Source organism: Nocardioides pantholopis (assembly GCF_003710085.1).
Classification (GTDB): domain Bacteria; phylum Actinomycetota; class Actinomycetes; order Propionibacteriales; family Nocardioidaceae; genus Nocardioides; species Nocardioides pantholopis.
Genome location: NZ_CP033324.1, coordinates 264,526 through 276,976, shown reverse-complemented (window position 1 = coordinate 276,976; position 12,451 = coordinate 264,526). Strand labels below are relative to the sequence as shown.

Annotated in this window: 13 protein-coding genes; 5 read left to right on the top strand and 8 right to left on the bottom strand. The window is 75.5% G+C overall.

The features are described 5' to 3' along the window. Positions 1-25: 25 nt before the first annotated feature. Genes EBO35_RS01260 through EBO35_RS19310 form a run of 4 tightly spaced genes read right to left on the bottom strand, consistent with a single transcriptional unit; the run spans position 26 to position 2,341 of the window. A complete protein-coding gene (locus tag EBO35_RS01260; RefSeq protein ID WP_122816119.1) occupies positions 26-850 on the bottom strand; it encodes an MBL fold metallo-hydrolase in 825 nt (274 codons plus the stop codon). After that, positions 847-1,716, bottom strand: a complete 870-nt coding sequence (locus tag EBO35_RS01255) for an NUDIX hydrolase (RefSeq protein ID WP_122816118.1) — start codon at positions 1,714-1,716, stop codon at positions 847-849. The genes EBO35_RS01260 and EBO35_RS01255 overlap by 4 nt, the downstream gene beginning before the upstream one ends. Further along, a complete protein-coding gene (locus EBO35_RS01250) occupies positions 1,716-2,183 on the bottom strand; it encodes a RidA family protein (protein WP_122816117.1) in 468 nt (155 codons plus the stop codon). The genes EBO35_RS01255 and EBO35_RS01250 overlap by 1 nt, the downstream gene beginning before the upstream one ends. Further along, on the bottom strand, positions 2,183-2,341 hold the full coding sequence (locus EBO35_RS19310) for a DUF4177 domain-containing protein (RefSeq protein ID WP_164477751.1): 159 nt from the start codon (positions 2,339-2,341) through the stop codon (positions 2,183-2,185). Before EBO35_RS19310 ends, EBO35_RS01250 begins: the two co-directional genes overlap by 1 nt. Positions 2,342-2,443: 102 nt before the next feature. Here EBO35_RS19310 and EBO35_RS01245 point away from each other — a divergent pair, with 102 nt between their 5' ends. The 4 genes from EBO35_RS01245 to EBO35_RS01230 all read left to right on the top strand — a co-directional run bounded on the left by EBO35_RS01245 (position 2,444) and on the right by EBO35_RS01230 (position 7,561). Further along, the gene (locus EBO35_RS01245; RefSeq protein ID WP_122816116.1) at positions 2,444-3,610 is read left to right on the top strand and encodes a sensor histidine kinase; all 1,167 of its coding nucleotides are present in this window, start codon (positions 2,444-2,446) and stop codon (positions 3,608-3,610) included. Further along, the gene (locus EBO35_RS01240) at positions 3,607-4,305 is read left to right on the top strand and encodes a response regulator transcription factor (RefSeq protein ID WP_122816115.1); all 699 of its coding nucleotides are present in this window, start codon (positions 3,607-3,609) and stop codon (positions 4,303-4,305) included. The genes EBO35_RS01245 and EBO35_RS01240 overlap by 4 nt, the downstream gene beginning before the upstream one ends. A 65-nt stretch (positions 4,306-4,370) precedes the next feature. Then, positions 4,371-5,132, top strand: a complete 762-nt coding sequence (locus EBO35_RS01235; protein ID WP_122816114.1) for an ABC transporter ATP-binding protein — start codon at positions 4,371-4,373, stop codon at positions 5,130-5,132. Continuing rightward, positions 5,129-7,561 (top strand): ABC transporter permease, encoded by a 2,433-nt coding sequence (locus EBO35_RS01230; RefSeq protein WP_122816113.1) that lies wholly within the window; start codon positions 5,129-5,131, stop codon positions 7,559-7,561. Before EBO35_RS01235 ends, EBO35_RS01230 begins: the two co-directional genes overlap by 4 nt. Positions 7,562-7,637: 76 nt before the next feature. Here the strand turns inward: EBO35_RS01230 and EBO35_RS01225 are convergent, their stop codons facing one another. Genes EBO35_RS01225 through EBO35_RS01210 form a run of 4 tightly spaced genes read right to left on the bottom strand, consistent with a single transcriptional unit; the run spans position 7,638 to position 11,032 of the window. Continuing rightward, the gene (locus EBO35_RS01225; RefSeq protein ID WP_122816112.1) at positions 7,638-8,240 is read right to left on the bottom strand and encodes a YdeI/OmpD-associated family protein; all 603 of its coding nucleotides are present in this window, start codon (positions 8,238-8,240) and stop codon (positions 7,638-7,640) included. Further along, entirely contained in the window at positions 8,233-8,982 is a 750-nt protein-coding gene (locus EBO35_RS01220; RefSeq protein ID WP_122816111.1) for an SDR family oxidoreductase, read from the bottom strand. The genes EBO35_RS01225 and EBO35_RS01220 overlap by 8 nt, the downstream gene beginning before the upstream one ends. 57 nt (positions 8,983-9,039) lie before the next feature. Beyond that, a complete protein-coding gene (locus tag EBO35_RS01215; RefSeq protein WP_122816110.1) occupies positions 9,040-10,344 on the bottom strand; it encodes an Nramp family divalent metal transporter in 1,305 nt (434 codons plus the stop codon). Between the two features lie 22 nt (positions 10,345-10,366). Continuing rightward, positions 10,367-11,032, bottom strand: coding sequence for a VOC family protein (locus EBO35_RS01210; RefSeq protein ID WP_122816109.1), 666 nt, complete (start codon positions 11,030-11,032; stop codon positions 10,367-10,369). A 61-nt stretch (positions 11,033-11,093) separates the two neighbouring features. Between EBO35_RS01210 and EBO35_RS01205 the strand changes: the two genes are divergently transcribed. Further along, on the top strand, positions 11,094-12,446 hold the full coding sequence (locus EBO35_RS01205) for an MFS transporter (protein WP_122816108.1): 1,353 nt from the start codon (positions 11,094-11,096) through the stop codon (positions 12,444-12,446). Positions 12,447-12,451: the final 5 nt, after the last annotated feature.

The window sequence follows — 12,451 nt, the reverse complement described above, 5'->3', positions numbered from 1 at the left end:
CGACTCGGCCGTCAGAGGTCCCGATTCAACGGGAGGAGAGGTAGGCGAGCTGGGCGCGCACCGAGAGCTCGGCGGCGTCCCAGAGGACCGGGTCGACCTCGGCGTACACGACCTCGACGACCCGACGGGGCAGGGAGTCGTCGTCGGCGAGGTGGGGCGAGACGGCGACCGAGAGGTGGGCGAGCGCGGCCTCGACCTGGGCCAGCCGGTCGCGGCGGTGGGCCAGGTAGAAGTCCAGGACCGCGCCGGCGTCGTCGAGGACCGGGCCGTGGGCGGGCCAGATGGTCTCGACCTCGCCCGCGGCCACCAGCGCCCGCATCCGCTCGATCGAGTCGAAGTACGCGCCCAGCTGCCCGCCGGGGTGCGCCACGACAGTGGTGCCGCGGCCGAGCACCATGTCGCCGCTGAGCAGCACCCGCTCGGCGGGCAGCACCAGCGAGATCGAGTCGGCGGTGTGGCCCGGCGTGGTGAGGACCCGCAGCCGCAGCCCGTCGACGTCCAGCTCCTCGCCGTCGGCGACCGGGTCGCCCGCGAAGCAGTACGCCGGGTCCAGGGCACGCACCGCGCAGCCCTTGGCCCGCGCGAAGGTCTCGGCCACCTCGGAGTGGTCGAGGTGGAGGTGGGTCAGCAGCACCAGCCCCACCTCGCCGGTCTCCGCCACCAGGCGGTCCAGGTGGCCGTCCTGGATCGGGCCCGGGTCGACGACCACGGCGCGCTGCTGGTCGGGGCCGGCCCCCGGCTCGCGCAGCACCCAGGTGTTGGTGCCGTCGAGGGTCATGATCCCAGGATTCGGGGCGAGCAGGCACTCGGCCCGCGGCGGATAGCTGCCGCCGTTCCAGGCGCCGCTCATCCGCGCTCCCGCGAGGCCAGCAGGTCCCGCAGCCGGGGCGGCACCGAGAGCGTCCAGTCCGCGCCGTACGGCTCGGCGGTGGGGCAGAACATCCGCACCGAGCGGGACGCCGCGGTCGCCAGCACCTCCTCGGGGTCGGCGTGGGTGCCGACCTCCAGCGAGGTGAGGTACGTCGGGGGCATCAGCGCCAGCTCGCCCGCATCGGCCTGCTCGGCCGCGACCCGCGCGGGGAGCCAGGTCACCGAGGAGGACTCGGTCGAGACGTCGCGGGTGCGCTGGCCCTGCGGCAGCGCGGCGACGAAGAACCAGGTGGCGAAGCGCTTCGGCTCGAAGACCGGCGTCACCCACGCGTCCCAGACGCCGAGCAGGTCGGTGCGCAGCACCAGCCCGCGGCGGTTGAGGAAGTCGGTCATGGCCAGCTCGCGCGACTCCAGCGCCACCCGGTCGGCCTCCCAGTCCGCGCCGGTGGTGTCGGCGACGACCTCGTCGGCCGACGGGCCGGCGAGCAGCACCCCCGACTCCTCGAAGGTCTCCCGCACCGCGGCGGCGACCAGCGCCCGCGCGGTCTCCTCCGCGCACCCCAGTCGGCTCGCCCACTCGGCGGGACCGGGCCCGGCCCAGCCGACGCTGGCGTCGAAGTCGCGCGGGTCCACGCCGCCGCCGGGATAGACAGCCATGCCGGCCGCGAAGTCCATCGAGACCTGCCGACGCATGTAGTAGACCTCCGGCCCGCGCTCGGAGGGGCGCATCAGGATCACCGTGGCCGCGTTGCGCGGCTCGGTGGGCGTGCGGGCCCCCTCGGCGTACTGCTGGGCGAGCGCGGCCACCTCGGCCGGCAGCGGCACCGGCGGGAGCGGGACCCGCATCAGCCGGCCGCCACCCGGACCATCAGCTCGACCTCGACCGGCGCGTCCAGCGGCAGCGACGTCACCCCGACGGCCGACCGGGCGTGCACGCCGGCGTCCCCGAAGACCTGGCCGAGCAGCTCCGAGGCGCCGTTGGCCACCTGCGGCTGCCCGGTGAAGTCGCGGGTGGAGGCGACGAACACGACCACCTTGACCACCCGCTCGACCAGGTCCAGGTCGCCGAGCTCGGCCCGCACGGCGGCGATCGCGTTCAGCACGCACTGCTGCGCGCACGCGTAGGCCTCCTCGGTCGTCACCTCGGCGCCCACCTTGCCGGTGGCCATCAGCTCGCCGACCCGCATCGGCAGCTGGCCGGAGGTGAAGACGTGGTCGCCGGAGCGGACGGCGGGGACGTACGCCGCGACGGGCGCGGCCACCTCCGGCACCGACAGGCCCAGCGCGGCGAGGCGCTCCTCCGCGGCGCTCATCAGCCCGCCAGCGGCCGCTTGAAGTAGCCGACCATGTTCTCGGGGTTCATGCCGGGTGCGACCTGCACCAGCTCCCAGCCCTCGGCCCCGAAGTTGTCCAGGATCTGCTTGGCGGCGTGCGTCAGGATCGGCGCGGTCAGGTACTCCCACTTCGTCATGGCGCGACCCTACTCCGCGCCGGCAGCCCGGCGCCGGGCCCCGGGTCGGGTCATCCCGTGGTCGGACGCCCGGACCCGGCCGCGGGGTCTAGCGTGACCGCCGTGGACCGTCTGCTCACCCCGCACCAGCCCTGGCGCCTGGACGAGCGCGGCCGCCGCTGGTTCGACCGGGCCCTGGTCGCGGGGCTGATGCTGCCGGTCCTGGCGATGCTGGTGGCCGGGAGCGAGCCGGTCGAGGTGCTGCTGAGCACCGCGCAGATCCTCCCGCTGCTCTGGCGGCGCACCCGGCCGGTGGCTGCCTTCGCCGCCGTGGCCGTGGCGAGCGCGGTCCAGGTGGTGCCGCTGGATCTCCCGCTGTGGGGCCAGGTGGCCTTCCCGATCGCCGTCTACTCGGTCGCGCGGTTCGGCTCGGCGGTCGCCGGGGCCGCGGCGCTGGCGGTCGGCGTGTGCGCCGCCGCGGTGGCGACCGAGGACTGGCTGGACGGCTTCGGAGGGCAGGTCACGGCGGGTCCGATCGCCATCTACTTCCTCCTGATCAGCACGATCGTGATGACCGCCTGGGCCCTCGGCACCCTGGGCCGGACCCGCGCGGCGTACGTCGCGGCGCTGGTCGAGCGCGGCGAGCAGATCGCGCGGGAGGCCCGCCAGCAGGTCGAGCTGGCCGCGACCGAGGAGCGCGCCCGGATCGCCCGGGAGATGCACGACGTGGTCGCCCACGGCCTGAGCGTGATCGTCGTCCAGGCGGACGGGGCGAGGTACGCCGCCGAGCACGACCCGCAGGTCGCTCCGCGGACCCTGGAGACGATCGCGGCGACCGGGCGCGAGGCGCTCACCGAGATGCGCCGCCTGCTCGGGCTGCTGCGCACCGACGGCGCGACGGGGACCCGCCCGCAGCCCCGCCTCGGCGACATCGCGGTGCTGGTGGCCGAGACCCAGGCGTCCGGCGTCGCGCTCCAGGCGCGGCTGCCGGACCCCGCCGCCGAGGTGCCGCCCGGCGTCGCGCTCACGGCGTACCGCGTCGTGCAGGAGGCGCTCACGAACGTGCGCAAGCACGCCGGGCCGGGGGTGCGCACCCGGGTCGAGGTCGCGGTCGGCCCGGAGCTCACCGTGCTGGTCGAGGACGACGGGCGCGGCGCCGCCAGCCTGGACGACGGGCGCGGGCTGGGCCTGGTCGGGATGCGCGAGCGGGTCGCCGTCCACGACGGCGAGCTGGAGGCCGGACCCCGCCCCGCCGGCGGATACCGGGTCTCGGCGAGGATCCCCCTGTGAGCTCCCCCGACGCCCCGATCCGGGTCTTCCTCGTCGACGACCAGCAGATGGTGCGCGCCGGGTTCGCGATGCTCGTCGGCAGCCAGCCCGACCTGGAGGTCGTCGGCGAGGCCGGCGACGGCCGTGAGGCCCTGGAGCGGCTCGCGGCGACCCGCGCCGACGTGGTGCTGATGGACGTGCGGATGCCGCGCCTGGACGGCGTCGAGGCCACCCGGCTGCTGGCCGCCCGGCACCCTGCCGGCGAGGGCCCGCGGGTGATCGTGCTGACCACGTTCGACCTCGACGAGTACGCCTTCGCGGCGCTGCGCGCGGGCGCCGCGGCGTTCCTGCTCAAGGACGCCGCCCCGCCGGACCTGCTGGGCGCGATCCGCGCCGTGCACCGCGGCGACGCGGTGGTCGCCCCGAGCACGACCCGCCGACTGCTGGAGCACTTCGTGGCCGCGCTCCCCGAGGACCCCGGGGCGGCCGGCGACCCGCGCGAGGACCCCCGACTGGCCGCGCTGACGGATCGGGAGCGGGAGGTGCTGGTGCTGATCGCGCGCGGCCTCTCCAACACCGAGATCGCCGCGGAGCTGGTGGTCGCCGAGACCACCGTCAAGACGCACGTGGGCCGGCTGCTGGCGAAGACCGGCTCCCGGGACCGGGTCCAGCTGGTCGTCCTGGCGTACGACACCGCGCTGGTCTCTGCGACCTGAGTCGTACGCCGGGTCCCGCCCGCGGGCTGACGCCCCGGGCCCGGCCGGCTGGAAGCGTCGTGGCCATGACGACCACGACCGCGGGGAGCACCCCGCCCGCCACCACCCACCTGGCCGCGACCGCCCGGGGCCTGACCCGCACCTACGGCCGCGGCGACGCCGCCGTGCACGCGCTGCGCGGGGTCGACCTGAACCTGCCCGCCAGCCGGTTCACCGCGATCATGGGCCCCTCGGGCTCCGGCAAGTCCACGCTGATGCACTGCCTGGCCGGGCTCGACCAGCCCAGCGCCGGCACCGTCACCGTGGCCGGCCGCCCGCTGCACGGGCTCGACGACGACCAGCTGACCCTGTTCCGCCGCGAGCACCTCGGCTTCGTCTTCCAGGCCTTCAACCTGTTGCCGATGCTCACCGCCGGGCAGAACGTGCTGCTGCCCCTGGAGCTGGCCGGCCGCCGGGTGGACCGGGACCGCTACGAGCGGCTCACCGCCACCCTCGGCCTCGCCGACCGCCTCGGGCACCGGCCCGGGGAGCTCTCCGGGGGCCAGCAGCAGCGGGTGGCGATCGCGCGGGCGCTGATCACGAACCCCGCGGTGGTCTTCGCCGACGAGCCGACCGGCAACCTCGACAGCGAGGCGTCCGCGGAGGTGCTCGGCCTGCTGCGCACCTCGGTGCGCGAGCTCGGCCAGACCGTGGTCATGGTGACCCACGAGCTGGCCGCGGCGGCGTACGCCGACGACGTGGTCGTGCTCGCCGACGGCGCGGTCCGCGCCCACCTCGTGGACCCGACCGCCGACACCCTGATCGCGACCCTGCGGGGGGACCGATGAGGACCGTGCTGCTGGCCTCGCTGCGCACCCACGCGCGCCGCTACGTCGCCGCCGTCGTGGCGATCACCATCGGCGTCGGCTTCATCGTGGTCACCGGGGCGCTCGCCTCGGCGACCCGCAACGGCGTCACCGCCGGCGTCGGGCTGCCCTACCGCAACGCCGACGTGGTGGTCTCCGAGCTCGACGGCAGTGCGGCGGCCGAGGTCCTCGCGCACGCGGCCGAGAACGGCGGATCCGCCGCGGTGCTGGGCTGGAGCATCCAGCCGGTGACCTCCGCGGGCCGGCTGCTCGACGAGCGTGCCGACGTCGGGGTGCTCGCCGAGGACCCCGCCCTGCGCTGGCAGGAGCTCCGCTCGGGCCGCTACCCCGGGGCCGTCGGGGAGACCGTCGCCGACACCAACGCCGCCAAGGTCTACGACATCGAGGCCGGTGACGTGCTGCGGGTCGGGACCGGATCCCGGGCCACCGAGGTCACGGTGGTCGGCCTGGTCGACACGCCGTCCGCCTGGGCCGGGGCCGCGTTCTACCTGCCGTGGAGCACCGTCGGCGCCTGGGCCAGCAGCCTGCAGGTGGACTCCGTCGCCTACGCCGGGCCCGGGTCCGCCGCGGACCAGGTCGAGGAGCTGGGCGCCCTGACCGGGGCCAGCGTGCAGCCGCGGCGCGAGTTCGTCGAGCAGCGCCAGACCACGCTCAACAACGAGATCGACGTGATCGCGGGGGTGCTGCTGCTCTTCGCCGCGATCGCGCTGTTCGTCTCGGTCATCGTCATCGCGAACACGTTCGCGATCCTCTTCGCCCAGCGCACCCGCGACTTCGCGCTGCTGCGCTGCGTGGGCAGCACCCGCCGCCAGCTGCTGCGGGCGGTGCGCGTGGAGGCCCTCGCACTGGGCGTGGTCGCCTCGGCCCTCGGCCTCGCGGCCGGCACGGCCGGCGGCCACGGCCTGGTCGCGCTCACCGCCGACCTGCTGCCCGAGGGGATCATGGGCGCGGTCGAGATCTCGGCCCGCTGGTACGCCGCGGGGGCTGTCGTCGGGATCGGCGTCACGCTCGTGGCCGCCTGGCTGCCCACCCGGCGGGTGGTCCGGGTGAGCCCGCTAGCCGCGCTGCGCCCCGACACCGGCGTCGACCTGCGCACCAGCGCGGGCCGGTGGCGCACGGCCACCGGCGCGGTGCTGGTGCTCGGCGGCGGGGCCGCGCTCGCCGCGGCCATCGCCGCCCACTCCGCGCAGCTGATGGTGGCGGGCGGGGCTGCTTCGTTCGGCGGCGTCCTGCTGCTCGGCCCGCTGCTGGTGCCGGCCCTGATCTCGGCCGCGGGCGCGCTGACCCGCCGGCTCGGCGGCCCCGCCGCCCGGCTGGCGACCGGGAACGCCGTCCGGCACCCGCGCCGGACCGCGGCCACGACCGCCTCGCTGCTGATCGGCGTCACGCTCACCACCGCCGTGCTGACCGGGCTGGCCAGCGCCCGCGGCTCCGTCGCCACCGACATGGACCGCTCCCACCCGCTCGACGCGGCGCTGACCACCACCGACGGGCCGCTGCCCCCGACCCTGCTGCCCGACGTGCGGGCGGCGTACGGCGTCGTCGACGCGGTCGCGCTGGACGGGACCGACGCGGTGGTCTCCGGCGTGGGGCCGCTGCAGGTGCTCGCCCCGCCGGCCGCCGCCGCCGACGTGGTGCGCGACCGGCGGGCACCCTCGATCGCGGCGCCGCGCCCCGGCCGGATCTGGCTCCCCTCCGAGGAGCTGAACGGCGACGTGCCGTCCCGGGTGCGGGTCACCGCCGGGGACCGCACCGTCACCCTGGACGTCGACACCGGCGACACCTGGGGCAGCGCGGCCCTGGTGGCCCCGGCGACGCTGGCCGCGCTCACCGACTCCCCGACCCCGCGGGCGGTGTGGGTCCGCGCCGGAGCCGGCACCGACGCCGAGGACCTGGCCGGGGACCTGACCGCGCTGGCGGCGGCCGCGGGCGCCGACCTGGTCAGCGGGCTCTCCAGCCGGGCCTGGGTCGACCTCCAGCTCGACGTGCTGACCGGCGCGGTCGTCGCGCTGCTCGGGATCGCCGTGCTGATCGCGCTGGTCGGCATCGGCAACACCCTGGGGCTGTCGGTGATCGAGCGGGCCCGGGAGAACGCGCTGCTGCGGGCGCTCGGTCTGACCCGGCGCCAGCTGCGGCGGATGCTCGCGACCGAGGCGGTGCTGCTCTCGGTGGTGGCCACGGTGCTCGGCACCGCGATCGGGGTGACGTTCGCCTGGGTCGCCGTGCAGACGCTGGTCGCCAACGCGGTCGACGAGGCGCCGCTGGTGCTCCCGTGGGGTCAGCTCGCGCTGGTGGTCCTGGTCGCCGGCGTCGCGGGCCTGCTGGCCGGCGTACTGCCCTCCCGCCGGGCGGCCCGGGTCGCCCCGGCGGCCGGGCTGGCGCTGGACTGAGGCCGGACTTCTGGGGCACTCCCCGCGCTCCTGGGGGCGTGCAGTGGCCGAGAACCCCGAGGATCCTCGGCGGGCCTCACCCCGGCCGGCGCCGCTGCGGGTACGGCGTCTCGTGGCGGGCCAGCATCTCGACGAACGTCGCGATCCGCCGGGCCCGGGTCTCCGGGCGCTTGGCCTGGCCGACCCGGTGGATCAGCGCGAAGCGGTTGGCGGAGGTCAGCACCTCGAACATCGCCTGGGCCCGCGGGTCGGCGGCCACGGCGGCCGCGAGGTCGGCCGGCACCTCGGCGGTGGCCGGGCCGGCGTACGCCGCGTCCCACCGGCCGTCGGCCCGGGCGGCCTCGACGGCGGCCCGGCCGGCGTCGGTCATCCGCCCCTCCGCCTCCAGGCGGGCCACCCGGGCGACGTTGACCGCCGACCACGCGCTGCGCGGGCGCCGCGGCGTCATCCGGATCAGGCTGGCGTGCTCGTCGCGGCGCCGCTGCTGGCCGTCGATCCACCCGAAGCACAGCGCCTCGAGGACCGCGTCCTGGTAGCCGAGCGCCGTGGCCGTGCCGCCCTTCTTGGTCAGCGTCAGCCAGACCCCTGCCCGGTCCGCGTGGTGCTCGGCGAGCCAGGCGCGCCAGCCAGCGGCGTCGGGGACCAGCAGCTCCTCCAGCTCGGGTGTGGTCTCAGGCACCGGCCAGCCATTCCTCGAAGGTCACCGAGCCGCGCGGGCCGCCGGCGGCAGGGGTGAGTGCGCCGCCGCGCATCGCCCGCCCGGACGCGCCCGGGACCGGGACGCCGACCACCCGCCGGCCCAGGCCGTGGGCCTCGGAGACCCGCCGCGCGAGGTCCACCATCTGCAGCCGCTCGGGCCCGGCGAGGTCGGGCGCCAGCCCCGACGGGCCCGCCTCCACGACGTCGACCAGCGCGTCGCCCACCTCCCGGGCCGCGACCGGCTGGCTCAGCATCTGCGGCACCAGCGAGACCGGGCCGACGCGGGCGAAGCCGAGGACCTGCTCGGCGAACTCGTGGAACTGGGTGGCGCGCAGGATGCTCCACGGCACCGGCCCGAGCGCCACCAGCCGCTCCTGCAGCTTCTTGCCGGCGTAGTAGCCCAGCCCGATGTGGTCGATCCCGACGATCGAGAGCGCGACGTGGTGGCCGACGCCAGCGGTCTGCTCGGCGGCCAGCAGGTGCCGGGTCACGTTCCCGAAGAACGCCTCGGCCGCCCCGCGCCGCTGGGTGCTGATGTTCGTGGTGTCCACGACCGCGGCGACCCCCGCCAGCCGCTCCTCCAGGACGCCGGCCGCCGTCTCGGTGGTCAGGTCGACCCCGGCGGCCCGGGTCAGCTCCACGACGTCGTGACCCCGCTCGCGGGCCGCCGCCACGACGTAGCGCCCCACCACACCGGTCGCACCGGCCACCGCGATCCTCATCGGCCCAGGGTGCCGCAGGCGATGGCCCCGCCGCCAGACCAAATCGGTCGGGACCGGTCAGAGGAATGACAGGTTCTCGACCAGGACGTCGCGCAGCTCGTTGGCGCCCAGTACCAGGAAGAGGACCGCGCACAGCCCCAGCAGCAGGTTCGACAGCCACCCGTTGCGCCACCGGTCGGGCACCTCGGAGTGCGGCAGCGCGCCTGCGCGGCGCTTGTTGAGCAGCACCAGCAGCGTGATCGCGAGGAACGGCATGAACAGCGCGCCGAGCATGCCGTAGGCGAGGATCAGGCCGACCGGCTCGTCGAGCAGGAGCAGCAGCATCGGCGGAAAGGTCAGCCACAGCAGGTACGCCCGGAAGTACCGGCCGCCGGTGCGGGTGTCGGGGTGGCCCGACGGGAGGTCGCGCAGATTGCCGACGAAGTCGGCGAACATCAGGCTGACGCCGCTCCACACCCCGATCAGCGAGGAGAACGAGGAGGCGAAGAAGCCGATCAGGAACACCTTGCCGAAGACCTCGCCGTACCGGTCCTCGAGCACGTCGGCGAGCTGGACCAGCGCCTGGTCACCGGTCTCCACGGCGATGCTGGCCGAGTAGTACAGCTCGGCCCCGACGATCAGCATCGAGACCACGAAGACGCCGGTGACGGCGTACGCGACCCCGTTGTCGAGGCGCATCACCCGCATGAAGCGCGGGGTGGACCAGCCCTTCTCCCGCAGCCAGTAGCCGTACGCCGCGAGCGTGATCGTGCCGCCGACGCCGCCCGCGATCGCCAGCACGTTGACGACCGAGTCGTCGGGGAGGATCGGCCGCAGCCCGAGCAGGATCTCGCCGAGGTTCGGCGTGGTGAGCGCCGCCGCGCCGATCACGGTCACGAACATGACAGCCACGAGGACTGCCATCACCTTCTCGAAGGCGGCGTAGGAGCCGAACCAGACCATCGCCAGGCCGACCAGCCCGATCGCGACCGCCGTCCAGCGCAGCGGCAGGTCCGGGAAGAGCGCGACCAGCGGCAGCGCAGAGGACGACATCGCGGTCGCGCCGTACACGATCCCCCAGATGACGATGTACGGCGCGAAGTACCACGTCGTCCACCGGCCGAGGCTGCGCCAGCCCTCGAAGATCGTGCGGCCGGTCGCCAGCGAGTAGCGGCCCGCCCCCTCGACCAGCACCACCTTGATCACGGCGCCGAGCACGGCCACCCACAGCAGCGTGTAGCCGAACTTCGCCCCGGCGACCAGCGTGGCGACCAGGTCCGCGGCGCCGACGCCGGTGGCCGCGACCACCAGCCCGGGCCCGACGACCTTCCACCGCGGTGGCTGCTCGGCGCTCAGGTCCGGACCGGCGTGCTCGGTGCTCATGACCCCAGGGTGCCCACGGGACTCAGCGCGTGAACACGCAGAACTCGTTGCCCTCGGGATCGGCGAGCACGCTCCAGGAGATCTCCCGGTCGGGGGGCCGCACCATCCGGGCGCCGGCGCCGACGAGCAGGTCCACCGAGGCGGTGTCGACGTCCCAGTGGATCCGGTTCTTCACGGCCTTGCGCTCCGGGACCGCGGCGAAGACCAGGCTGTCGAACGGGGCGCCGGGGATGTCGGCGACGGCGTACCCCTCGCCGTGGGGCTCGGGACGCACCGGCGCGCCGAGCACGTCGCCCCACCAGGTGGCGAGCCGCTCGGGGTCCGCGCAGTCGACAGCGATCTCGTAGAGCCGCTCCTGCGGGACCTCCTGCCGCTCGAAGACGCACAGCTCGCCACCCTCGGGGTCGCGCAGCACCCGCCAGTCGAAGCTGTCGGGGTCCAGCGGCGTGGCCCCCAGGTCGAGCACGTCGTCGACGCTGGCGGCGTGCACGTCGAGGTGCACGCGCTGCTTGACCGTGACCGGCTCCGGGACCGGGTTGATCCAGACGCTGTGGCCCGGGGTCGCGCCCGTGAGGAGTCGCAGGTCGCCGCGGCTCTCCACCTCCCGTCCCAGCAGGCCGCCCCAGAACCGAGCCATCAGGTCGACGTCGACGGCGTCGATGCAGAGGTCCTTCCACGAAGCGATCACCGACCCATCCTCCACGGAACCCGGTTGACCTCAAGCGCGATCGAGGTCCTACCGTCCGGGGGTGACCGTCACCGCCCCACCGCCGTCTCCCCGGCTGCTCTCCCCGGCGTACGCCGCGACGACGGTCGGCATGTTCGCGCTGTGCGCCTTCGTGGCGTTCGAGGCCACGGCCGTGACCACGGTGATGCCGACCGTGGCCCAGCGCCTCGACGGGGTCGGGCTCTACGCGCTCTCGTTCGCCGCGCCGCTGGCCAGCGGCGTGGTGGGCATGGTGGTCGCGGGCGGCTGGAGCGACCGGCGCGGGCCGGCGGCGCCGCTGGCCACGGCGCTGCTGCTGTTCTCGCTCGGCCTGGTGGTCTGCGGGACGGCGCCGTCGATGGAGGTGCTGGTCGCCGGCCGGGTGCTCCAGGGACTCGGCGGTGGCGCGGTCACTGTCTGCCTCTACGTGCTGGTCGGGCTGGTGTTCCCGGCCGTCCTGCAGCCCGCGGTGTTCGCCATCTTCGCCGCCGCGTGGGTGCTGCCCTCGTTGTTCGGCCCGGCGCTCGCCGCGCTGGTCGCGGACACCCTCGGGTGGCGCTGGGTGTTCCTGGGCGTGGTCGTGCTCGTCGCGCTGGCCGCGGGGCTGGTCGCCCCGGCGCTGCGCCGGGTGGCTGTCACCCGCACCCAGATCCCGTTCCCGACCGGCCGCCTGGTCTGGGCACTCGCCGGCGCCACGGCCGTGCTCGGGTTCGAGCTCCTGGGCTCGCGGAGCGGGGCCCTGCTCGGGCTGGCCGCGGCCGCACTCGTGGTGGCGGTGCTGAGCCTGCGCCGGCTGCTCCCGGCCGGTGCGCTCGTCGCAGCGCGCGGGCTGCCGGCGGTCGTCGGGACCCGCGGGATGCTCAGCGCCTCGTTCCTCTCCGCCGAGGCGTACCTCGTCTTCGTGCTCCAGGAGCAGTGGGGCCAGAGCCCGGGACAGGCCGGGATCGCGCTGATGATCGTCGGCGTCGTGTGGGCGGCGGCGAGCCAGGTCCAGGCGTGGCTGGGCGACCGGGTCTCCGACACGGGCGCGATGTGCTGGGGCACCGGCCTGGTGCTCGGCGGGACGGTCGCCCTCGCGCTGGTCGTGGCCGAGCACCTGCACCCGGCCCTCGCGGTGGCGTCGTACGTCGTCGCGGGCGCCGGCATGGGCTTCGGCTATCCCCGGACCGGCGTGGCGATGCTGGCCGCGTCCTCCGACGCCGACCGCGGCTTCAACTCCTCGGCCCTCACGATCGCGGACTCGCTCGGCGCCGCCTTCGCCCTGTCGACCTCCGGCATCGTCTACGCGACGGCCGAGCGCGCCGGCACCGACCCGTTCCTGCCGGTCTTCGTGCTCGCCGCCGCGCTCGCCGTGCTCGCCACCGTCACCGCGGCGCGGACCCGCCCGCCGGCCTGAGCCCC